Genomic DNA, 23,019 nt, shown 5'->3' with positions numbered 1-23,019 from the left:
CGCCTTTGTTTAGACCCCATAGTACCTCAGCGACGACTTTTGCAAGAGGTCTAATGATGTCAATCGCATTCTGAGTAACGCTGTTAAACTTATCCGTGTTCTGATTGGTGCCCATCAATCTGCGATCGCAATTGTGGTGCAAGAGGACTGGAGTTCGATTCGGAAGTTTTTCTCACTTTCTGAGAAGTATGAGGGCGGCTTTACCGAGGAGGATGAGAAGCACTTGATCATGTTTGCCGAGTTAGTCTCGGAGACACTTGAGGCACTATGGGATGACCGCAATCTTCGCAAGAGCCAAGTGTAAAGAAGAACCTGAGATGTTCTACTTTTGAAGGTTCTCGGCGAGTGCCCAAGGTTAAATTAGGGTTGGTGATGGTGCGATATAACGGTTGGGAACTTGATCAAATCAATCATTGTCCTCAACGGCAGACATAAAATCTCACACTTTTTGGAGTAAGTCTCATGCAGTACAGAACCTTGATAGCCCTTTCAGGTGCAGCTTTGTCAATGGCTATGCTGATTAACCCAAGCTTCGCTACTCCTATTGTCGATACCAATTCAAAGACACACGAATTGGATAAGGCTCAACTGAATGCTCAATCACAAATTGCTCAAAGCATCCATATTGGAGTCATTGGTGAAGTGCAGCGTCCTGGTGCTTACTTTCTTGAAGGAGTAGAAACACAAGAAAGTTCCACAGCGCAACAGCACTTGCCGACTATCACACGAGCAATTCAGATGGCTGGCGGAATTACCCAATATGCCGATGTCCGCAAAGTTCAAGTTCGTCGGCAGTCTGCTGACGGATCTACACAAACAATTGACGTGAACCTCTACAAGTTCTTGTCAGAAGGAGACTTGAGTCAAGATATCAGGTTGCAGGAAGGTGATGTAGTTGTGGTGCAGCACGCGCAATCATGACGAGGAAGGCATCAATTGAACTCATGCAATGCCAATTGAGAGACCTGTCTAAGATGAGGAAAGGCTTTAGTCTCTAATGGTGTTTCAATACAGGGAAGCTTTTGTTACCTTGGCAGCAACTGATCCTGAAACACTAGTTCAGTTTTATACTCTGTTGCTCAATCAAGAGCCAAAGCCTTACATTCCAAATGTGTATGCCGAGTTTCAGCTTTCAGGATTGCGGCTGGCAATCTTTAAGCCGAAAGAAAACCACCAACACGAGTTTGCTGATTCTAGCCAAAGTGGGATGAGCTTGTGCTTGGAAGTTAATGACTTGGAAGACGCGATCGCTTGCCTCACCCGCTTGGGATACCCACCTCCAAGAGACATTACTACAGCCTCTCACGGTAGAGAAATTTACGCTTACGATCCACAGGGAAATCGGCTAATTCTGCACCAGTCTTCTTCAAAACAGAAAAACTGAAGTGCAAATTGTCAAGCCTTACAAATGCACATAAGGAGCTACATCAGCAAGGGCATAAAAGCTATAGATGAACAACAGTAACGCTAGTACCTGCACGACACGCGGATGTGCCGAAGGCCTAATCATCTCACGTATCCACATTGACACCGCCGCTCCGATCGCAAAGCTTGAACTGAGAACCAGGTAAGGCCAATTGTGGGTAAATTCCCAGCTTACCAGTAGAGCCATCGTCAAGGAAGTCATTATCAGTTCGACAAACTCAGGTGGATTATGCTGGGTCGAGAAAATTAAGGTGCGCCACCAAAATTGGCAAAGTCTCATCGTTAGTTGTTAGTTGTTGGTTGTTAGTTGTTAGATTTTTGAGGAAAATCAACAACCAGTAGTTGAGATTAGGACTACTCGTTAGGGTAATTCAGGATTGAGACTTTGGCTACCTTTGCTTTGGAGTGTCGCTTGTCAGTTATTTACAGTAAGGGGGTAGTTGTGCTGCTGCAAACAATTCAGAGCTTCCTCTGTTGTAAGCTGAGGAAATTGGGCATAGAAGCGGCTAACGCTTAAGAATGGTTCAGGTGTTTCCAAAAGAACAACGCGATCGCACCACCGGGATAACCACTTCGACAACCCAGTTGGCGCTACAGGTGAACAAATCCAAACCTGGTCTGGATTCCGTGATTTCAGGGCTTGTGCTGCGGCGACTATCGTCATCCCCGTTGCAATGCCATCATCAACCAGGATTGCGAGTTTTCCTTGAGGATTAACTTTAGGACATCCAGGAGAGAGGTGAATCAGCAAATCTTGAGCTTTTTCTTGAGCTTGACGCAGTGAGGTTTCCAGGAGAATTGCATTTTTTTTTCCAAACAGCTTCTGGCGTGACCAAAGAACGTTTCCCTCGGCGGTGACAGCACCAATGGCTAGTTCTGGGTTCTGAGGTGTTGAAATTTTTTTTGCTACTACAATATCTAGAGGACAATCCAAGGAGTGTGCTACAGGTGCTGCTACTGGAATGCCACCACGAGGTAGCCCATAGACAATCGGTGGAGCAATAACACCAGCCGCCTGAATCTGGTCGAGGTGTGTGCAAATCACTTGAGCCAGTTGCTCACCAGCATCAATGCGATCGCTAAACAGCGGTGCAGATGACATGGTTCCCTCCGGCACTTAATAGCTTAGTTGCCTTTATCATGACTAATTTTCCACAAGATGCCTTGCTCCAAAGGGATAATTCTTTACAAAATATTCTCTCTTGGTAGTTACTCTCCGATTAGTATCAATCCACTCTAAAATTTAGAGGGCTTTCACGCTCTCCTACCGCCTTGTGCCTTGCCCTGACTTAATGCCCTTAGATTCATGTCTACTGAAGAACAAATGAGCCTTTTTGACCAGTCCGAGTTGGCTGCGTCTACGTCTGCTAATGTCCAGCCTGAGCTAATTCCCACCAGTGCTGCTGTTCCCATTCCTTCCGGCACCTACGACTCAATCGTACCAATTGCTGAACATTGCAACGTCTGCCAGCGATGTGACTTAGGCACTACCCGTACCCATGCTGTTGTTGGAGAAGGTAACCTCAACGCCCCACTCATGATCATTGGAGAAGCACCAGGACAAAATGAGGATGAAACCGGTAGACCCTTTGTAGGAAAAGCGGGGCAACTACTCGATAAAATCCTAGAGTCAGTGAAGCTTGATCGCAAAAAGGATGTTTACATCACTAACATCAATAAGTGCCGTCCACCGGGTAACCGGGTTCCCACCACTGATGAAGTTGCAGCTTGTAAGCCTTATTTGTTGGAACAAATTCGCTTAATTGACCCAAAGATTATTCTCATGACTGGTGCTACAGCAGTCAAAGGGTTAACGGGTGATAAGCGAGGTATCACCAAAATTCGAGGCACTTGGATTGAGTGGGAAGGGCGGCTGTGTATGCCAATTCTCCACCCAGCTTACCTACTGCGGAATCCCTCACGCGAACAAGGTGGACCAAAGTGGCTAATGTGGCAAGATATCCAGACTGTACGTGCCAAATTAGACGAAGTCCTTAGCTAGTGTTTTTGACAGTTAAAACAGTAGCTAAGGACTTACGCAGAACCTCTACCTGTAGGGTGTGTTATGACGCACCCTACTACTGGGCTGCCCTGTTAGCTGTGGGATTAAATATATTGGGGGATTACTGCTGAAAGCCTCTCATTCCCCAACGGCGGCAACACAGCAAAGATTGACGTAAATTATTCGACATTCCACCTATTTCTAACTCTTGATTCGGGATGATTTAGAAAGATATCTAAGGCTAACTCAAAATCATTAGTGATTGAATATATTTGTCTATTGGAATTAAATACCTGCAAAGTGTTGTAATATCTAACATTTTCTGTTTGTAAGTCTACATATTTCTGCTCGAAAATTTGAGCATAACTGTGGAAACCTCTTTCACATAAGATAAGTATTAACTTTGGCGTAATTGGGAATGCAATTTCAATTCCCTCTGAGGCAAATCCAGTGTTGGAAAAGAAATGTCCTCGCTCCCAGGAGTTTCTAACTAAGGGATTATCTGAGGTGTAGAGAGGTATGGAAGAACGATTGACACCAATCAACCAAATATGTCTCGTTAAAATTTTAGCAAGCTCTCTGATATAATCTAAATTTATCAGATGTTTAATGTGTTTCTGTTGAGCAATTTGTTCTCTACGTCTTTCGTCAATTGCAAGTTCAAATTTTCTCTCTTTTCCTTTCTTTTTCTTGCCTACTTTGCCAACCTTGAAATACTCAAATTCCTTCTCTATTAAAGGTTTAGCCTTCTTCCCAAAACGATTAATTAATTCCCTAACTACTTTCTCTTCTGCTTCTAAAGTTGAGTTCCTAAAATCCTTAGTTCTAGTATCCTGAATTGCCAAAAACATAGATAAATCTAATTTCTCATCTTCACTAATAGCAGTGACAGACTGGATGTTTTCTGATACTTGCAGTGTATACCTAGATATGAGGTTATTTAATCTTTTATGAAAGTTAGCTTCGATTTTTGAAAGTGATTTCTCAACAAATTGTATATCAACCTTGTCTTGAAGCTCTTTGGAAAGTAGATCGATTGATAAATCATAAAAATATCTTTCACTAGCAATATTTTTTATATTTATCCCCTTCATGCTTAGTTGAGTGCCTAAAGTCTTGTCAAATACATATATGTAGTCATTGACGGCAAAGTTCTTCAAATAAAATTGTGGAACATAATGTTGGTTTTTGACTTTAGACATACTTTTATATGGTGGTTATAGACGTATAGGTTCCTCTAAGTCTAGAGGCGTTTGACAGTCGATGAGGCATTAAGGTTGCAGACGTTCCCACACAATTACAAGTTTATTGGTGGGCAAAGTTCGGTTTACAGACAGATTGGTAATGCTGTTCCCTGCGATTTGGCGCAAGTTGTTGCAGAGGTTGTGCGAGATTGTCTTGCCAAGGGTGAAGTAGTTGAACCAATATCTCTCGTGGAGGGTAAAGCCAGACAGTTGCGGTTAGCTATCTAACAAGTGATTAGACAGATCCTCACTAGCTTAAGTAACCCAACAGAGTTAATTACATACTGATTCTTTACTAGGCAAGAATTCCAGCCCAAATTTTGTGTAATTAATTGTGTACGATTACTTCTCTGTTAGATTTTCTCTACCAGGACAGGTTGAGACGGATGGAAATCGAGCGAATGAGCAGGTTGTAGACCAGCCGCGATCGCTTGGATAACCCTGATGATTTTGAACACATTCAGCAGATGGTGTTGATGTTCAATCGCTGACTCATTCTGAAGATAGGGCGATCGCTTCAGTAGAGGTTCCGTTAGCCAGAGGAGAGGGAACGGTTTGCCAATTAGGATGTCGAATAAAATAGCAAATACCACAAGGGAACGATGAGCCTATTACTGGTAGACTTGGACGGCACGCTCCGAAAACCACTCAGCGGACAGCAATACTTCCAACATCCTCAAGACCAACAAATTATTGCGGGTGCTGACATTGCCCTTCGTGCCTACAAAGACGATTGGATCATTGTTGGCATCACCAATCAAGGCGGAGTCGGCGCGGGGCACAAGTCTATCCAACAGTGCATTCAGGAACAGCAGTACACGCTTGAGCTATTCCCGGAGTTGAAGGAAATCTATTTCTGCCCTGACTTTGAAGGCAAGAAATGTTTTCGCGTCACTCATCACAATGTTCATAACCACAGTAAAACCAAATGGTCTGGACACTATCGTAAACCGGGAGCAGGAATGTTGAACCTGGCGAGGGTTCGGCACAAGCACAGCCCGCAAAATACACTCTATGTAGGCGATCGCCCTGAAGATGAAACTGCCGCCCGTCGTGCCGGGGTGCAGTTCCAATGGGCAGCCGATTGGATTGAGCAACATCAACTAGCGATCGCTTCTAAAGTTGCAGATGCACAATAACCCGGAGTCAGAGATTGCGCTTGTTACTGGACGGCTTCCACCTACCAAGGTTTACGCTAGTGGATAGCTGACTATTTTTTGTACAAGCTTTTCCTATGGTTTCCATTGCCCGGAAGAACCTGCTTGAAGACATTCCTCGATTCTTGGTTGCTCAACTAGGGATTATGTTTGCTGTGACATTGGTCACGCTTCAAACCGGTATCTTTAATGGGTTTACTGAATCGACAGGTCAGTTGATTAATAACTCTGCTGCCGACATTTGGGTCGCTTCAGACAGTTGGGTACAAATTGAACTGACACTACCTATCCCTCTATCAAATGTCATTGAGGCTCGAAATGTAGCTGGTGTGGAACGAGCCGAAGCACTGATTTTCGGTGGCGCTTTATGGCGTAAGTCTTCTAATGAAATTATGCGGGTTAGGGTTGTTGGATTTGACCCCAAAGGGGGGTTGTTCACACCCATAAATGTTATCCAAGGAAGTGCAAGTGAACTCAATACACCTTACACAGTAATAGTGGATAAAACTAGCCTGAAGTCACTAAACATAAAAGGGATTGGTGCAACAGTACAGGTTAACTCCTTGCCAGCACGGGTGGTTGGTTTAACGCAAGGAAACAACTCGATTGTATCTAATGCGTTTATGTTCACCTCTTTAGAAAGTGCCAATGCTTTCTCCACGTCAGGTCAGACTTCTAGTGTGTCGTGCCAGTTGCCATCCGGCTCAACAGAATTGAAATGTACCAACACTTATTTAAACACCCCTCAGACTGGTACTCAATCTACACCCCCTACTGCACCCAACAAGTTAGTCGCATCTGACCTAATTACATATGTACTGGTTCAAGCCAAACCAGGGCAGGATTTACAGGTACTCAAGCAGAGACTAGAAGCCGCTTTGCCAAACACCCGTGCGTTTACAAGTGCCGAGTTTAATAAGAAGAACCAAACCTTTTGGGAAAGACGAACAGGGATTGGATTTATTTTAGGTTTAGGTGCGCTTGTCGGTGTCATTGTCGGAGTAATTATTGTCGGTCAAATTCTTTACTCCTCTGTATCTGACCATCTCAAGCAGTTTGGCACACTCAAGGCAATAGGAGCGTCGGATTGGGTGGTTTATGGCATGATTATCGAGCAGGCATTGTGGATGGCAGTTCTTGGCTATCTTCCTAGCATGGCACTCTGCTATAGCGTAGCGGCTTGGACGTTTTTCAGTCAGGGCATCCTGATTTTAATTACACCAGTATCCGCGATCGCAGTTTTCGGGCTGACTGTGGCGATGTGTGTCGGTTCAGCCATCTTTGCGATTCAAAAGGTCACTCGCCTCGATCCAGCAATGGTATTTAAAGCGTAAGGGGTTAATGAAGAATTTAGGAGTTCAGGAGTTCAGGAGTTGCAGAAGTTCAACAGAAAGAAGATTAACTCTTAAGCTTTGGGATAAGAACTATCTAGATTCAAATAGCACTGACTTAAGGAAATTCATCACATCGATCACCCTTTGTGCAGGGGGTCTCTAGGTAGGAACTCCGTCCCCCAATGGGGGGTTTGGGGGAAGCCCCCCAAGCCTGGTTTTTCTACAAATGACTAGTTTTCACTTAAGCCAGTGAAATTCATCTACATTCATCTAATAAGGTATTCTGAACTCCTTTATTGACTTCATTTCACAACCTCTGCAAAACGCTTTTCCCAGCTTTCGTGGTTGGCTTTAGCATCTTGAATAATCGCTGAAGCCGCAATTAGGCGACAGGCAAGCGAGTTCACCACTGATAGAGGAAATCGCAAGGGACGAACCACATCCAAGAACAACACCACGCGGTAGCCATTCGTATCGTTCCAAACTTCGTGAGGGAAGGTATCGTCGAAAAGCAGGCTCTTGCCTTCCTCCCAATAAGCCACTTCATCATTAACGCGAATTCGACAAGCTGTCTTGGGTTCTGGCACCATCAGTCCCAAATGGTACCGAATCACGCCAATATACTTTCCCCTATGTTCAGGAATATGCTTACCCGGAGCCAAAATCGAAAAAAAGGCGACCTTTATATCCGGAATCTGCTCCAAAAGTTTCGTAGTTTCGGGACATTTTTCACAGTTTTTTGTCGCCTTAAAACCAAATGCAAAAAAGAAATAAGTTTTCCAGCGATTATCATTAGCAATGCGGCGTTGGCGAGGCGAAATATCTTGGAAATTTGGTAATTCATCGACATACTCAAGCACTTGCTCAAGCTCTTTGCGAATCACCAACCAATTTGCCTCTAATTGGGTTGCCCAAGGAAACTGCTCAACACTAAAAAAGGTAGAGTTTCCCACCAAAGAAGATCGAGCAACCCAGTTTTCCAGTTTCTTAACAACTGCACTACGCAAAGCTTTCATTGGACTTTCTAACTTCAATCTCCCGAATTATTCTTAAGAACTTAAAACAGCCAAGGATTGAGGCTTGGGTTTGTTTGCCAAATACTCAGCTAGTTGAGCTTCGACTTCTTCGCGTACACTCTGACGGTACTGGATGAAGTGTTCAAGCAAGGCGCAATTGCTCAGGTAAGGCACAAACATCTTCGGATTGCGCCGGATGATTGAGAATAGTTGACCCCAGAACTGGAAGCGGGTGCTGCGCTTGATTCCCTGTCGCCAGCAGATAGTCAGTACCGCCTTCATCTCGACCAGATCCAGCATCCGAAACGGTACTTTATGAGGAGCTGGCTTCATGTTCATGAAGTGCCGATGGACTCGTGCGAGATAGCGCTCTGGCTCGTACAGTTCCCAAAAGCAGTTGACATACTCACGAGCCAGTTCTTCTACTGGTCGAGTAGGTACGAAGTTCATTAGAGCCATCTGATGACCCTGTGTCTCTTGATTCTCCTCTAGGAGACGACCTTCCTTTTGTAGCCGCTTCCACAAGGCTGTATTTGGCAACGCTTGGAGCATTCCAAACATCGCTTTGGGGATTGCCGTTGCTTCCACAAACTCGATGATGCGATCGCCTGCACCAGGTTTCTCATCATCAAACCCAAGGATAAACCCAGCCATTACACTCAGTCCAGCTTGATTAATTTTCTGAACTGATTCGATTAAAGAGTTTCGTGTGTTTTGAAACTTCTGAGTAAGGGCTAAACTCTCTGTATCTGGTGTTTCAATTCCCAAAAATACTCCACCAAAGTTTGCCTCGACCATCAGATCTAGCAATTCCTCATCCTGTGCCAGGTCTACTGAGGCTTCAGTCGCAAAGCGGAAGGGGTAGTCGTGAGCGACCATCCAGGGAACAAGTTCACGCAGCATGAGCTTGACATTGCGCTTGTTGCCGATGAAGTTGTCATCCACCATAAACACAGAGCGCCGCCAGCCTAGGTCATAGAGAGCCTGTAACTCAGCGATCATTTGTGCAGGTGTCTTCGTGCGTGGCTTGCGTCCATAAAGCACAATAATGTCGCAGAACTCACACTGGAATGGGCAACCCCGCGAGAACTGTACCGACATCTCGTTGTAGGCGTTCAGATCCAGCAGGTCAAATCGGGGAACCGGTGTAGTCGTAACATCAGGCTTTTCGCCATTGGCGCGTAATACTCCTGAGGTTTCTCCCCTTGATAGAGCCTCAACCAAGAGCGGCAGAGTAATTTCGCCCTCATCCAAAACCAAAAAGTCTACCCCAGCTTCTTGTGCCGCATCAGGAACGGAAGTGACATAGGGGCCACCTGCGGCTACCAGTTTGCCGCGTCGTTTGGCTTCACGAATCAGGTGTACCATATCGGGTTTCTGGACAATCATGCCGGAGATAATTACCAGATCTGCCCACTCCCAATCAGCTTCCGTCTCAAATCGAACATTGCGGTCTACCAAGCGGAACTCCCAGGTTTGAGGCAAGATTGCCGCGACGGTAATCATGCCTAGAGGAGGAAGTGAAACCTTTCGTCCGATCAGTTCTAACGCTTTATCAAACGACCAGAATGATTTTGGAAAAAGGGGATATAGGAGTAAAACACGCATTCAATTTAAGCCTCACACAATAATTCGTGATCCCTAGTCAGAAAAACTCAAAGCGTTGTAGGAACAATATCACTAAGCTTCTGACGAAAGCGATAGCGATTGGAAAAGTTTTAAGTTTCTCCTGTCCTGCCTCAGTAAGCTTCCCTCACATAAAGGTTTGGACACTCTAGCGCCATCGGAGTTGTAAATACCCCCGCTCCGGTTTGGTTAGTTCTTCTTGTGTTAACCATTCCACTGGCTTGTAGGTACCGAAAACATGATCCCACCAGTCTACTGCGAGACCAAAGTTATGATGCCACATCCCATATTTGTGATGGACATAGTGAACGGGCATCTTCATCCAGAAGCACTTGGATGGGTTTTCGTGCTGGAGTTGGTGAGCATAGGCGGAAAACGCGGCATAGACAAGTGCGCCAAGAAACCAACCGATTCCCGCCGCCCAAGAGTAGAAAAACATTAAGAACATGACCACGCAGCTACCCTTAACATAGTCCCGGAATTCCCATAACACTCCCTGACCTTCATTACGACGGTGATGGTCGCGGTGACGTTCGCCAATCCGTTGTGAAACGTGCATCAAGCGATGTAGCCAGTATTCCACTAAACTAGCCAAAACAAATGCTACGGCAAAACAGACGATACCTACTCCCACAGAGGAAGCTCCGTCAATAGAAAGTCGCGCTAAGGCACTCATGCACTCTCCTTCTTTACATTCCTCACGCGCTGTTCACAAAAGAACAGCCACCTCAATATTTTTACATCCACTTCAGGTTGAGCGTGAGTAGAATTTCTCCAACATTGTGGAACAAAGAAAAAAAGGCGTTTCACCTCCCTATCACTTCCCCAAGTGTCCTACTCATCGTTTGCGGTTCCTGATAAATCTGCTTTAATCGACATCTGATTCATCTTGCGAACTGGTGTGGAACCCTAATGGCAAACTACTTGCTGCCACTTTTGAAAGCGATCGCGGCACGTACCAAGACAAACTTTATTGAAAAAACTCGTCAGACGAGTGTTGTGCAGGAACAATTTTTGTACTCTCTACTACGAGGTTATCAAGATACTGAACTCGGTAAAAAATATCAGATCCGCCAGATCAAAACCCTTGATCAATTTCGAGAGCGGATTCCAGTTTTACCATACAGCAGCTATGAACCCCTCATCGAACGGATTACCCAAGGCGAAAAGAACGTTATGACGCCTGACCCGGTTGTCTATCTCAGTCTAAGCAGTGGCTCGACCGGGAAGCAGAAACTAATTCCCGTCACCAGAAAATCTCAGAATGCCTATCAAAAAGCGACTCAAGTCAGTATGGGGTTTGCCGATGAGGCTTTGCGATCGCAAGGGCGACAACTGGGCAAAATCATGTCAGTTGGCTCGGTGCAAGTCTTCGGACGTACCAGTGGCGGCATTGATTATGGCCCAGCTAGTGTGGGAGTCCTTCGCTTGGGGAAACTACTCTACGAACACATTGTTGCTCACCCCTTCGATACCCTGAAGCCCGCTGATATGCTGGCTCGCCATTATGTTTGTCTACTTTTTGCCCTGCGGGAACGAGATTTGCGAAACATGGGAGGAAATTATCCCATGCTCGTCCTGCGAGTTTGTAACTATCTGGAACAGTACGCTGAAGAGTTGATTCATGACATCGAGGAGGGAACAATTGCCAGTTGGTTAAAACTCGAACCAGAGCTTCGGGCAAGCCTAGAACGGCGCTGCTTAGCCGATCCCAGTAGAGCGACTCAATTAAGGGAAGTTTTGCAGACAGAGGGACGACTCACTCCGAAACTCGCTTGGCCAAATTTATCTTTGATCGCAACCGCACGTGGCGGAACATCAGATTTCTACTTTGAGCAGTTTCCTACTTACTTCGGAGACACCCCGACATTTGGTGTCGCTTACTCATCTAGCGAATCAATGTTTGGTATTTGCCACAGCCTCAATGAGGATAGTGGGATTTTGGCGATCGAGAGCAGTTTCTTTGAATTTATTCCTGTAGACCAGTGGGAAGAGAGCCATCCCAAAACCTTACTTCCCACTGAGGTGAAGGTAGGCGAATACTACCGCATCTTAATAACCAACTACACTGGCTTCTACCGCTACGATGTTGGCGATGTTGTGCAGGTAGTCGGTTTTTATGAACAAGCTCCCCTGATCGTCTTCCGTTATCGTCGAGGTGGGATACTGTCTTCTATAACTGAGAAGACAACGGAATTTCATGTCATTCAAGTTATGCAAGCTCTGCAAGACGAATTTGGCTTACTCTTAGATGATTTTTGTATTACCTTATCTGAGTCTGAGATTCCCGCGCATTACTTGGTGAATATTGAACTCGCTTCTGGTCAGACACTAAAAAATCCTCAAGCCTTCTTAGATCGATTTGACCTCAAGCTCCAGGAGATTCATACCTCCTATGCCGTTAAACGACCCGATCAGGTGCCTTCTCCCCGACTGCGCCTTCTCGCTCCTGGAAGCTTCAGAACACTCCGGCAACGTCAGGTGCAAAAGGGAATTCCTGATTTCCAGTTGAAGCTTTCCCACCTTAGCGAAGACCGGAATTTTCTAGCTGGATTGGCTGTAGAGCAGGAAGTAAGATTGCCGGATGATCTATAGGCGTTTTTATTTGGACGAGACGCGGCTATCTCGGTTTTAGGGCGAGGAGAAGGAGGCGTTTGTGCAAAAACCTTCTCCCTTGTCTCTAGGGCAAATACTAGCCGCTAGTCCCAATACCCTTTTTGCCAATCGGAGCCATAAGCAAAAGCGCTGTAACTAAGGCAATACTTGCGGCTGAATAAAATACTTCTGGCAGTCCACTGTAGGAGAGAACCGTGCCGAGTAAAATTGGGCAAAGAAACTGTCCTAGATAACCAGCTCCGGTACCAACTGCCAATACACTCGATCGCAGTTCGGAGGGAGCGAGGTCAGCCAGCGCACCGTAAAGAGCTGGCATTACTGTGCCTAAACCAACGCCAAACAGGACGGCTGCGGGAATAATCTGGTTGAGTTGGCGCAGCAGTGGAATTGTCATCAAGGTCAGTGCCATCAATCCTAAACCGAGGGTAGTTGCCCCAGTCATACCAAAGCGCTTGGCTAAGTATCTGGCTCCAAATGCCGAGATCACAGCCGCTCCGATCGCGCGTGATGCCAAGACAATGCCATTGATAGTAGTACTTGCTCCAATCGTTGCCTTGAGGTACATGGGAGCATAGACAACGACAGCATACACTGTTACTGACGCTAAGCACAGCGTTAGGAGTAAGCGTAAGATTTGGGGCGATCTCAGAACGTCTCCCAGCTTTTGGCGATCGCTGTTTGCAACCGACTGGATTGGCGTGGCAGACTTATGCCTGAAAATCGACACCACAGGAGGAATCAGCAGTAGTGCTAGTCCGTAAAGGTAGAAGGAATATTGCCAATGGGTGGAACCAACCCAGCCCCCCAAAAGAGGAAAGACAATACCCGCAAGGGTTAGGGTACTTGTGACAAAGCCCATTACTTGCGATCGCTCTTCCCCTTCATACATCGTCCCTAGAAGCCCTAAACTCGCAGCGGCAATTCCACCACTAGCTGCCCCAATTAAGCCTCGTGCAATTAATAATGGCCAAAAGCTCTGCATCAAAGCGCCTACCATGCCAAATAGAGCATAGAAGATTAGCGATGGGATAAGCACTCGTAGCTTGCCAATTCGGTCTGCCAAAATGCCGAGCAATGGGCTAAACAAGGCAAATGTCAAGCAATGCATACTTACCAAGTTACCGGCTAACCCTGGATTGAGCTGGAGTTGTTGCACTATTTCGGGCAGGACTGGAGCAACAACTCCCCCGACCATGGAGGTGAGGGAGCCTGCGGCTAGCAGCACCAAAAGCCTGGAATCACGCAATATCACTAGAGACATCGAAATTTTTTTGTAATCCTAACGTACACAGCTAGATTCTGATTATTAGACGGCGATCGCGTTTTTTTTGATTCCTGCTAACAAATTGATTGACTTATGGGAACTTAGGACGCTAAATATTGTCAGATAAACAGGCAACAGATAGATCACTCATGGAACTGGCGACGACTCTCACAAGCCAGACGGTGCAAAACGCTGTCAGGGAGGTAGGCATCAACCCAAATTACTGGTATCCAGTGGGTTGGGCAAACCAACTTAAGTCTGGGCAAGTTATACCTGTCACGATTTGGCAACAAGCGATCGCGGTTTATCGTGATACAAATGGTCAAGTCCATGCCTTAGAAGATGCCTGCCCCCACAAGGGTGTTGCCCTACACAAGGGTGAAGTCCAAGGGTGTAACCTGACCTGTGCCTATCACGGTTGGGAATTTAACGGCAAGGGTGAATGTGTGAATGTTCCCTACCTGCCTCCCGAACAAAAACTTCCCCGTGCCCAAGCCCGTACTTACCCAGTCCAGGAAAAATATAATCTCATCTGGGTCTTCCCCGGTGACCCTGCATTGGCAACGAGCCAGCAGCCTCCCTTAATGGCGGAATATGACCAAGCGCACTGGCTGATGGTACCTGTGACGGCTCGTTTCCGTGCCCATTTTTCCATGTGCAATGAAAATACAATGGATGTTTTTCATGGTTTTCTGCACAAAAAGCTGCAAGGTTGGTTCGACCCAGTTCTGCTAAGCCTGAAAGAGACAGAATCATCCGTCTGTGCTGAATACAATGTCTCCTACAAAGGTCGCATGGCTAAGTTCTTGGGTTTAAGCGATCGCGCGAGTCAGGTAACAACCCTCCCAATCTCAATTCACTACCGCTACCCACACTACTACAGCTCTCTCCAAGGGATTTCTTCGCTATACCTGATGCGGTTGCCTGTAGGACTAACACAAAGTCGCTCATTTGCCTACTTCTTTTTCCGAGTTCGTCTCCCCCAATGGATACTTAAACCCCTACAACCACTCTTGCAAACGCTGCTGCAACGCTTTATGCTGCTGAGATTCCTTGCCCAGGATATCGAAATGGTCGAAAGCGAACAGCAAACGTATCTTACAAATCCGCAGCGGCGCTATGTAGAAATCAATCCGGCAATTATCGCGGTTCAGCGGTTGATTGTCCGGCAATATGAACAATTTATGCAACAATCTAGTCATCTGCAAAACAAGCGGCAGACAAACTCGAACGTATCGGACGCTATGTCGCCAACGCTTACATCAGACCACACTGAGGCAACCAAGGAAAACTCCCTGATAGGATGAAGGCAACTGTAAACGCGACCGTGGAGCAGCGGCTCAACTTTCTACCCAACTGGATACGGGCATTGTCTGAGTATCCAGGTATACAGGAACGTTGGCTCCCGACCTCGCAACATACTGTCAGCTCGGCGCTCATTGGGTATGGTATTCGATCTGGCTAGTCACTTAGCTTTGGCTAAAAAATACACGTCATTAGTCATAGGCGATAGGCTATCTAGGAAAAGGTGAGAGGAGTAAAGTAGTGCAAGTTGTCAAAGAGTATGTCCAGCGTTGGTACGAGAGTGGTCTTGACCCTGATGAATATATTTGTCATCAAAAGCAGGGAAACTTAGTTGAGATTGAAGAGGCAACAACGGGTAAGCGTCAAACTGTTTTGACGTTCTGCACCAATGATGTTCTGGGTTTAGTTCAAGACGAGGCAGTGCGCCAAGCGGCTGTTGATGCCATCTTCCAATACGGCACATCGAATAGTTCCTGTTCTGTCTTAAGCGGTCGCATTGATTTGCATCGTCAGCTAGAAAATGAGATTTCTGAGTTTAAACACTTACCTCATACTCAGCTGTTCTTAAATGCTTGGATGGCGATGCAAGCCTTGATGGATGCTTTCTGCCACTTGGCGATTCCTGTTCCGGGATTTCAACACACCCGCGAGACGTTAATTCTTACAGATGTCCTGAATCACGGCTGTATTGTCTCTGCTGTCGTTAATGCTGGCACCCGTTCCGGAAAGGTGTTTGGTCATAGTCCGCGTGTTCGAGTCAAAGCCTATCGGCATTGTAATGTTGAGGATTTGGCACGTAAACTCCATCGCTATGCTCGCCCAGATGACCGGATTCTGGTGGTTTCTGATGCCGTGTTTTCGATGGATGGTGACATTGCCCCCTTACCTGACATGCTGGATGTGCTGCAAAATTACGATGGCAGCGTACTCCTCATGGATGAGGCTCATGCTAGTGGGGCGCTGGGTGCGACAGGAAGAGGAATATACGAGCATTTTGGCATTCTGCCGCAGCACGCGATCGAGCGAGGCATTATCCCCCTGATTATGACGACGTTCTCCAAGTTTGCTGCCTCAGCGGGTGCGGGAATCAGCAGTCATGTTGCTGAACTTATCCCCTTGCTGAATGTGTCTCCTACTTCAATTGGCACAATATCGTTATCACCTCCTCTAACAGCAGCAGCCTTGGAGAGTATTCGTCAGGTGCGACGCCGTCCAGAATTGGTGAAAACCTTACAAGACAACACACGGTATTTGCGATCGCGTTTAATTGAACAGGGTTTTGCCGCTATTGGTGAAACTAATGTGGTGCCAGTGGTTCTTCCCCCAGAAATCGATCCCAAAAGTTTTGGTCGGCACATGATTGAAAACCATGGTCTTTGGGTGTCACCCATCTGGTTTATCGCCAAACCTCGCATCCGGATTACAGTTAACTCCCTCCATACTCAGGAGGAAATGGATCGGTTGGTTGCAGCGATGGTGGCAACACGAGACTTGTTGTATAAACCAATGATTAGTGCATAACCCGTTTGGATTTTGGATTTTAGATTGATAAGGCAGTCCAAAATCCAAAATCTAAACTCTAAACTCTGAATCAATGTGATTGAGTCAACTACCATGTTTCAGGTTCGCGCTGTAACCACTCCAGCAGATGGTGAATTGTTTCTGGATGTACCAGCACGAGTCTATCGCCATGACCCTAATTGGGTGCCACCTTTGCGTAGTGATATCGCGAAGCAGTTTGCGCCGACGAATCCATTCTTTCAATACGGAAAGCTACAGCAGTTTATTGCCATAGACCAAGGTTCAAAAACTCCTCAGCCACTAGGACGCATTGTTGCTGCTGTTAATCAGCGGTTGATTGAACGGGAAGGTCACAAGATTGGTCTATTTGGGTTCTTTGAGTGTGTTGAAGATTTTGCCGTTGCTCAAGCGCTGCTGGATGCTGCCCAAGAGTGGTTACGACAGCAAGGAATGACAACGGCACGAGGGCCAATCGATTTATCGACTCACAACAATTGTTTGTTCTTAGTCGATGGCTTTGACTCACCGCCAATGGTCATGACTTCCTACAACCCACCCTACTATCCACAATTTCTTGAACAGGATGGCTGGCACAAAGCCAAAGATGCCTATGCCTATGACTTCCCTTTAGATACACCTCTTGCAGCAGAATTTGAGAAAGCCTATCGCATTGCTTGCAAATCTGGCATCAGCTTCCGTCCCATCAGAACCAAGGGTGAAGGTTTTGAGCAAGATGCCCGCAGCCTTTATCATCTCCTAAATACTACCTTTTCCAACAACTGGTCTTTTACGCCTCGTAGCGAGGCAGAGTTTTTGGAAGAAGCTAAATCTCTACAAAGTCTTGTAGACCCCGATGTCTTCCCAATTGCGGAATACAACGGCGAAATGGTTGGCTGTTTTATGGGCTTACCTGACTACAATATCCCACTCAAACAAGTTGGAGGAAAACTGAACGGGTTGGGAATTTTAAAATTCTTGTGGTATCGCCGTCAGATTGATCAAGGGCGGGTAATCGTGATTTGCTCATTGCCGGAGTATCGCCGGAAAATGGTACCCCTAGCTTTGATTTATTTGGGAATGCAAGGGGGAATTCAAAAAGGTAAACCCTATAAACGGGCAGAACTATCTTGGGTCTACGAAGATAATGTTCCCTCCCGCAAGCTCATTGAGGCATCAGGCGGCAAGATATATAAGACTTACCGAATTTATGAAAAAGCTTTATGACGGTGGACATGGCTTTTTCTGAAAGAAGCGATCGCTCCTTTTTAAATCTATTTAGTTCAAATGCAAACTGATTTACAAGGACTAGAAATCACCAAAGGAGAATTGAAACGCTGTAGCGGTGTGAGTATTGATGCTGTTTTTAGCCCACCGACTCTCCCAAAATTTTTATCAGAAATCACTAAAACCTTCTTAATTATTATCTTAATCGGTCTTAGTAACTTTGTTCTTGTTCAGGTATTTCCCGAATACTTCAAGACGTTAGTCGCGCTCCACCTTGTTGCGGCAGTGGGGTTGTTATTCAATGACTTCAACAAAATTTATCTAAGTTATAAACACCGAAATCTTGTCAGGATGTTTGAGGATGTTAAGCGATATAACTCTGTTATTAAAGCGATTGATATTAATGACCAAATAGAAGCAGTAGGTAATCCTGGCGTGTGCTTGAGGAACCGAGAGCAAGTCATCCATGCTCTAGCACTTGCCAGAGAAGATATAATTCGTGCTTTAAAGACTGAACGCATTCTGCGGGAAAATGAGAGCTTTATAAAATCGAACTCTCAGCTATTTGACAACAACCTGATTGCCTTAACCGCGTTGCAAGTGAGTGACAAAGCTAGTGAGCATGGACGATTATTGAATGAAGCTTTACAGATAGTTGTGGATGTACAGGAGGAAATGAGAAAGTTACAAAATCAACGCTTGTAGAGGTTATAGCAGTACTAGTCAGGAAAACAAAAAAGCTGATGGCTGACAGCTTTGGAGCTATAAGCGTCGCCTATTTACTCAGATTTCAATGTAATCATCACGGTAAAAGGAGCAACGCATTCTGTGCAACCGGATTTGCAAGGCTTGGAAATTTCGCCAGGAGAACTTAGACACCTGAGTGGTGTTGATCCAACTGAGGTTTTTAGACCAGCCATTCTCCACAAGGCAAAAGAACGATGGAGTTTCTTCTTTCAAGAGTGTTTATTGAGCCTTGCTTTAACACCAATTATTATTGGTTTGCTGCACGTTTTTGTGATTCTTCCCCTAATTGGTGGTTCACTCCCAGCGACTCTTATTACTCTTGTCTTAGTGCCAATTATTGTGATTGCCGCACGGTGGTTTTGGTTGCAACGCAATAGTCCAGCGGCTTTGTGCTGCTTGCTGGATGAAGTAGATCGCTACAATGCCGTGATTAAAGCAATACACATCAATGACCAGCTAGAGGCAGCCGGAACTACAGAAATGAGTATAAGCGATCGCCAAAAAGTTATTGAAGCCCTCACCCTCACCAGAGAGGACTTAGTAAAAGCCTTAAGAGCCGAGCGGATTTTGCGGGATAATAAGAACTTCCTCGTCAGGAATCCAGAGCTATTAGTAACCAATTTAAGAACTTTACAGACTCTGCAAGTTCAGGATCGAGCCAGTGAATATGGGCGACTTTTGAATGAAGCCTTGCAGATAGCAACTGGTGTTCAGGAAGAGATGGCAAAGTTACAGAATAAACGTTAAAGCATTTTCTCCACTTTAAATTTTTGGACACTATGGATTTAAGAAAGGATTTTTTATCTAAAAATAGTAGATTTTCTCACTAAAAGTAACCTATTATAGCCTTCATCTATTAATGAGAATTAGGTGAAAAACTTTAACCTATACTACTCTTGATGCTTTACTGAAAAATGAGTTGTATATCATAACCAATCACTCTAAGATCTGAGGTTTAACCATCATAATATGACGACAAAACCAAAAATAATAGTCCTGGATGATGACCCTACAGGTTCTCAAACCGTTCATAGCTGCTTACTCCTAACGCGCTGGGATGTGGAGACATTACAGGTAGGGCTAAGCGATGACTCACCGATCTTTTTTGTCCTGACAAATACGAGAGCACTTCCACCAGAACAAGCTGCTGCTGTAACTAGAGAAGTCTGCCATAACCTGAAAATTGCCTTGGAAGCGGAAGGGATTCAGGATTTTCTAGTAGTTAGTCGTTCTGACTCAACGCTACGCGGACATTACCCAATAGAAACCGATGTAATTGCCCAAGAAGTTGGCCCGTTTGATGCCCATTTCTTGGTTCCTGCTTTCTTTGAAGGGGGTCGAGTCACCCGCGATAGTGTGCATTACTTAATGGTTGATGGCGTTGAGACACCAGTACATGAAACTGAGTTTGCGCGAGATTCCGTTTTTGCCTATCACCACAGCTATTTGCCGGATTATGTAGAAGAAAAGACGAAAGGTCGCATTCCGGCGGATGCTGTAGAGCGATTTTTGTTGGATGATATTCGTAAGGGGAGTTTAGATCGTCTTCAAAATCTCAGTGGCAATCAGTGTGGTGTTGTCGATGCTGAAACTCAAGCAGATTTAGACAAATTTGCTGTAGATGTCTTAGCGGTTGCCGCTGAGGGGAAACACTTTTTGTTTCGTAGTGCAGCTAGCATCTTAACCTCTCTGGCTAGTCTTGGTCCTCAACCTGTAGCCGCTGCGAATATGGCAGAGTATGTGCGGCAGGGGAAACCTGGAGCAGTGATTGTCGGTTCCCACGTTAAAAAGACGACACAACAGCTAGAGCCGCTCTTAGAAGCTCCAGGAATTGTTGGTGTGATGGTAGACGTCGTTCATTTGCTGGATGAGTCTGAAGCTCAACGAGCGGAGCTTTTGGCAAGCACTTTAGCACAGGTTCATGAGATTCACGCAGAGGGGAAGACTCCTGTGGTTTATACCAGTCGCGAGGAACTTTCCTTTAAGGATGTACAAACTCGCCTAAAGTTTGGGGCATCTGTTTCAGGATTATTAATGGATGTTGTCCGGGGGTTACCTAGTGATCTAGGATTTTTGATTAGTAAGGGCGGCATTACCTCCAATGATGTTTTGAGTACGGGTCTTGCCTTGAGGTCAGCGCGGCTACTGGGTCAAGTTTTGGCAGGTTGCTCAATGGTGCGGACACCTGCTAACCATCCTCAGTTTCCCAATTTGCCAGTGGTGCTATTTCCTGGCAATGTAGGAGACAACAATGCCTTGGTCACGGTTTACGAACGGTTGAGTTGAGGATGATGAGGTGATGGGGGAATGAGATGATGAGGTGATGAGTGAAAACTCCCAAAGTTTATCTATATGTAACTTCCTACCTCCCCCATCTGCCTGTCTCTTGAACCCTCGACCGTCCCGTAGCTCTTTAAGGTAGGATGTTCGTTTAGTTTAGTCGGTGTGCCGACGTAAGAACCTGTTGTTACATGACCTCTGATTCTGTCGAGCCTTCTCTCGTTTCAACAATTCCCCCAAATGACTTGACGGTAGATTGCCAGGTACAAGTCCACTTGAAAAGTGAGGGGAAACAGCTACTGTTAATTTTGCCGCCGGATGCGGAACTACCTGGAACTGCTAGTTGGCTTGAGCTTTGGCAGCAGTTGAAGCATCGCCTCAATGCTGGCGATCGCTTTTGGCAAGCTAACTCAATTGTGCATCTAATGGCTCAAGACCAATTGTTGGATGGACAGAAGCTACAAGCGATCGCGGATGCCCTGAGTGAAGTCCAACTTCAGTTAGAGCGCGTCTACACCACGCGACGGCAAACGGCTGTTGCAGCAGCAGCGGCTGGGTATTCTGTGGAACAACAACCTCCCACGTACACCCTCAATAACAAGCCTGCGTCCCCTGTTGAGTTACTTGCCGACCCCTTATATTTGCAAATAACTGTACGTTCCGGTATCGAGATTCGTCACCCCGGCACTATTGTTATACTAGGAGACTTAAATCCGGGAGGTGCGGTGATTGCAGCCGGAGACATCTTTATTTGGGGGCGTCTACGTGGGATTGCTCACGCTGGCGCCCAAGGAAATCGCCAGTGTCGGATTATGGCACTACAAATGGAACCCACCCAGCTACGAATTGCTGATGCTGTAGCCAGGGCACCAGAGACACCTCCAGCACAGTTCTATCCTGAAGTGGCTTATGTGACACCGGGAGGAATTCGTATCGCAAGAGCTACTGATTTTGCTAAAACCCACTTATTGTTGAATTCATGAGTCGCATTATTGTCATCACCTCTGGGAAAGGAGGGGTGGGGAAAACTACTGTTACGGCTAATTTAGGGATGGCGATCGCACGCAGTGGTCATCGAGTTGCCCTCGTGGATGCGGATTTTGGTTTGAGAAACTTAGACTTGCTATTGGGTCTAGAAAATCGAGTAGTTTATACAGCCGTGGAAGTCCTAGCGGGTCAATGCCGATTAGAGCAGGCTTTGGTGAAAGATAAACGGCAGGAGGGACTAGTCTTACTACCTGCTGCCCAAAGCCGCAGCAAGGAGGCTGTCACTCCCAACCAAATGAAAAAACTTCTCAGTGTATTATCCGAGAAGTACGAGTACGTTTTGGTTGACTGCCCTGCTGGAATTGAAACAGGCTTTCAAAATGCGATCGCTGCCGCCTCGGAAGCCTTGGTTGTTACAACCCCGGAAATTGCTGCTGTGCGGGACGCTGACCGAGTTGTCGGCTTACTGGAAGCACAAGGCATCAAGCGCATTCACCTAATTGTCAACCGCTTGAAACCAGCAATGGTGCAAGCCGAACAGATGATGTCTGTTCAGGATGTTCAAGAACTTCTTGCTATTCCCCTGATTGGCGTTGTTCCCGATGATGAGCGCGTCATTGTCTCTAGCAACCGAGGTGAACCATTGGTATTAGCTGAAAACCTCTCTTTGCCTGGAATTGCGATTAACAACATCGCTCGGCGCTTAAAAGGCGACAAAGTTCCTTTCCTTGACCTGATGGCGGAACATGACAACCTGCTCAACCGCATCCGCCGTCTGTTCCGAGGTTAAGTTTTGCGTTGTGAGTTTAAGCACTAACTCATTACTCATCACTCTCAATTCATAACTCGTAACCCATGTAAATCTTATGATTAGCGAACTTCTGGAACGACTTTTTCCCTGGACTGGTGCCAGTAACAGTCGGGTGGAAGTCAAACGCCGCCTCCAACTGGTGATTGCCCATGATCGCGCTGATCTCAGTCCGGAAATGATTGAGTCGATGCGTAATGAAATCCTGGAAGTCGTTTCGCGCTATGTTGAAATCGACACAGATGGGTTGGAGTTTTCCTTAGAAAGTAACCAACGCGCAACAGCGCTGATTGCCAATCTACCCATCCGGCGGATTAAAGAGGAACCACCAGTAGCTTCTATCGAGTAGGAAGCTACCACCTTATTAGGCAAGACTTAGGGAATGGGTCGAAAAGTCATCCAGTCTATGTAACTGGAGTTTAGACTAAAGCGCTCTGACTCAGCGAAGCTGAGTGGAGCGCAA

At 46.0% G+C, this 23,019-nt stretch carries 25 protein-coding genes; 17 read left to right on the top strand and 8 right to left on the bottom strand.

Translation table 11 applies throughout. The features are described 5' to 3' along the window. The first annotated feature begins 136 nt into the window (after positions 1–136). The 3 genes from AC5JL3_RS22235 to AC5JL3_RS22225 all read left to right on the top strand — a co-directional run bounded on the left by AC5JL3_RS22235 (position 137) and on the right by AC5JL3_RS22225 (position 1,384). Entirely contained in the window at positions 137–304 is a 168-nt protein-coding gene (locus AC5JL3_RS22235) for a hypothetical protein (RefSeq protein ID WP_496076557.1), read from the top strand. 158 nt (positions 305–462) lie between these two features. Then, a complete protein-coding gene (locus tag AC5JL3_RS22230) occupies positions 463–921 on the top strand; it encodes a polysaccharide biosynthesis/export family protein (RefSeq protein WP_496076556.1) in 459 nt (152 codons plus the stop codon). A 76-nt stretch (positions 922–997) separates the two neighbouring features. After that, positions 998–1,384 carry a VOC family protein gene (locus AC5JL3_RS22225; protein WP_496076555.1) on the top strand — a complete coding sequence of 129 codons (387 nt, stop codon included), beginning with the start codon at positions 998–1,000 and terminating at the stop codon, positions 1,382–1,384. An 18-nt stretch (positions 1,385–1,402) separates the two neighbouring features. On the opposite strand, the gene AC5JL3_RS22220 is transcribed toward AC5JL3_RS22225, so the two are convergent. After that, positions 1,403–1,705, bottom strand: coding sequence for a hypothetical protein (locus AC5JL3_RS22220; protein ID WP_496076554.1), 303 nt, complete (start codon positions 1,703–1,705; stop codon positions 1,403–1,405). 135 nt (positions 1,706–1,840) lie between these two features. Continuing rightward, positions 1,841–2,527, bottom strand: a complete 687-nt coding sequence (locus AC5JL3_RS22215; protein WP_496076553.1) for a phosphoribosyltransferase — start codon at positions 2,525–2,527, stop codon at positions 1,841–1,843. Between the two features lie 204 nt (positions 2,528–2,731). Between AC5JL3_RS22215 and AC5JL3_RS22210 the strand changes: the two genes are divergently transcribed. After that, positions 2,732–3,427, top strand: coding sequence for a uracil-DNA glycosylase (locus tag AC5JL3_RS22210; RefSeq protein ID WP_496076552.1), 696 nt, complete (start codon positions 2,732–2,734; stop codon positions 3,425–3,427). A 179-nt stretch (positions 3,428–3,606) separates the two neighbouring features. Here the strand turns inward: AC5JL3_RS22210 and AC5JL3_RS22205 are convergent, their stop codons facing one another. Further along, positions 3,607–4,629 (bottom strand): DUF4238 domain-containing protein, encoded by a 1,023-nt coding sequence (locus tag AC5JL3_RS22205; RefSeq protein ID WP_496076551.1) that lies wholly within the window; start codon positions 4,627–4,629, stop codon positions 3,607–3,609. A 51-nt stretch (positions 4,630–4,680) separates the two neighbouring features. On the opposite strand from AC5JL3_RS22205, the gene AC5JL3_RS22200 reads away from it, so the two are divergent. Continuing rightward, positions 4,681–4,899, top strand: a complete 219-nt coding sequence (locus AC5JL3_RS22200; protein ID WP_496076550.1) for a DNA cytosine methyltransferase — start codon at positions 4,681–4,683, stop codon at positions 4,897–4,899. A gap of 125 nt (positions 4,900–5,024) precedes the next feature. On the opposite strand, the gene AC5JL3_RS22195 is transcribed toward AC5JL3_RS22200, so the two are convergent. Then, entirely contained in the window at positions 5,025–5,264 is a 240-nt protein-coding gene (locus AC5JL3_RS22195) for a hypothetical protein (protein ID WP_496076549.1), read from the bottom strand. 9 nt (positions 5,265–5,273) lie between these two features. On the opposite strand from AC5JL3_RS22195, the gene AC5JL3_RS22190 reads away from it, so the two are divergent. Together AC5JL3_RS22190 and AC5JL3_RS22185 are read left to right on the top strand one after the other, a co-directional pair. Then, positions 5,274–5,810 carry an HAD-IIIA family hydrolase gene (locus AC5JL3_RS22190; RefSeq protein WP_496076548.1) on the top strand — a complete coding sequence of 179 codons (537 nt, stop codon included), beginning with the start codon at positions 5,274–5,276 and terminating at the stop codon, positions 5,808–5,810. Positions 5,811–5,905: 95 nt separating this feature from the next. Continuing rightward, positions 5,906–7,162 carry an ABC transporter permease gene (locus tag AC5JL3_RS22185; protein ID WP_496076547.1) on the top strand — a complete coding sequence of 419 codons (1,257 nt, stop codon included), beginning with the start codon at positions 5,906–5,908 and terminating at the stop codon, positions 7,160–7,162. A 302-nt stretch (positions 7,163–7,464) separates the two neighbouring features. Here AC5JL3_RS22185 and AC5JL3_RS22180 read toward each other — a convergent pair whose 3' ends face one another. The 3 genes from AC5JL3_RS22180 to AC5JL3_RS22170 form a co-directional block, all read right to left on the bottom strand. Then, positions 7,465–8,178 carry an aspartyl/asparaginyl beta-hydroxylase domain-containing protein gene (locus AC5JL3_RS22180; RefSeq protein ID WP_496076546.1) on the bottom strand — a complete coding sequence of 238 codons (714 nt, stop codon included), beginning with the start codon at positions 8,176–8,178 and terminating at the stop codon, positions 7,465–7,467. 33 nt (positions 8,179–8,211) lie between these two features. Next, positions 8,212–9,786, bottom strand: a complete 1,575-nt coding sequence (locus AC5JL3_RS22175; RefSeq protein ID WP_496076545.1) for a B12-binding domain-containing radical SAM protein — start codon at positions 9,784–9,786, stop codon at positions 8,212–8,214. Between the two features lie 166 nt (positions 9,787–9,952). Next, positions 9,953–10,480 (bottom strand): sterol desaturase family protein, encoded by a 528-nt coding sequence (locus tag AC5JL3_RS22170; protein ID WP_496076544.1) that lies wholly within the window; start codon positions 10,478–10,480, stop codon positions 9,953–9,955. Positions 10,481–10,716: 236 nt separating this feature from the next. Between AC5JL3_RS22170 and AC5JL3_RS22165 the strand changes: the two genes are divergently transcribed. Beyond that, positions 10,717–12,399: a GH3 auxin-responsive promoter family protein gene (locus AC5JL3_RS22165; protein ID WP_496076543.1), complete on the top strand. Its 1,683-nt coding sequence runs from the start codon at positions 10,717–10,719 to the stop codon at positions 12,397–12,399. A 97-nt stretch (positions 12,400–12,496) separates the two neighbouring features. On the opposite strand, the gene AC5JL3_RS22160 is transcribed toward AC5JL3_RS22165, so the two are convergent. Beyond that, entirely contained in the window at positions 12,497–13,681 is a 1,185-nt protein-coding gene (locus AC5JL3_RS22160) for an MFS transporter (protein WP_496076542.1), read from the bottom strand. Between the two features lie 152 nt (positions 13,682–13,833). Between AC5JL3_RS22160 and AC5JL3_RS22155 the strand changes: the two genes are divergently transcribed. From AC5JL3_RS22155 to minE, 9 genes are all read left to right on the top strand, one after another. Further along, positions 13,834–14,991: an aromatic ring-hydroxylating dioxygenase subunit alpha gene (locus AC5JL3_RS22155; protein ID WP_496076541.1), complete on the top strand. Its 1,158-nt coding sequence runs from the start codon at positions 13,834–13,836 to the stop codon at positions 14,989–14,991. A 238-nt stretch (positions 14,992–15,229) separates the two neighbouring features. Further along, complete coding sequence (locus AC5JL3_RS22150) at positions 15,230–16,510, top strand: aminotransferase class I/II-fold pyridoxal phosphate-dependent enzyme (protein WP_496076540.1); 1,281 nt, start codon at positions 15,230–15,232, stop codon at positions 16,508–16,510. 93 nt (positions 16,511–16,603) lie between these two features. Then, the gene (locus tag AC5JL3_RS22145) at positions 16,604–17,734 is read left to right on the top strand and encodes a hypothetical protein (RefSeq protein ID WP_496076539.1); all 1,131 of its coding nucleotides are present in this window, start codon (positions 16,604–16,606) and stop codon (positions 17,732–17,734) included. A gap of 60 nt (positions 17,735–17,794) precedes the next feature. After that, positions 17,795–18,439, top strand: a complete 645-nt coding sequence (locus tag AC5JL3_RS22140; RefSeq protein ID WP_496076538.1) for a hypothetical protein — start codon at positions 17,795–17,797, stop codon at positions 18,437–18,439. A gap of 123 nt (positions 18,440–18,562) precedes the next feature. After that, entirely contained in the window at positions 18,563–19,228 is a 666-nt protein-coding gene (locus tag AC5JL3_RS22135; RefSeq protein WP_496076537.1) for a hypothetical protein, read from the top strand. A gap of 222 nt (positions 19,229–19,450) precedes the next feature. Then, positions 19,451–20,767: a four-carbon acid sugar kinase family protein gene (locus tag AC5JL3_RS22130; RefSeq protein WP_496076536.1), complete on the top strand. Its 1,317-nt coding sequence runs from the start codon at positions 19,451–19,453 to the stop codon at positions 20,765–20,767. Positions 20,768–20,952: 185 nt separating this feature from the next. Then, entirely contained in the window at positions 20,953–21,744 is a 792-nt protein-coding gene (gene minC / locus AC5JL3_RS22125) for a septum site-determining protein MinC (RefSeq protein ID WP_496076535.1), read from the top strand. Beyond that, positions 21,741–22,538, top strand: coding sequence for a septum site-determining protein MinD (gene minD, locus AC5JL3_RS22120; RefSeq protein WP_496076534.1), 798 nt, complete (start codon positions 21,741–21,743; stop codon positions 22,536–22,538). The genes minC and minD overlap by 4 nt, the downstream gene beginning before the upstream one ends. Before the next feature lie 76 nt (positions 22,539–22,614). Beyond that, positions 22,615–22,905, top strand: a complete 291-nt coding sequence (gene minE / locus AC5JL3_RS22115; RefSeq protein WP_496076533.1) for a cell division topological specificity factor MinE — start codon at positions 22,615–22,617, stop codon at positions 22,903–22,905. Positions 22,906–23,019: the final 114 nt, after the last annotated feature.

The organism is Symplocastrum torsivum (assembly GCF_059505465.1).
This window is presented reverse-complemented; position numbering and strand designations above follow the sequence as displayed.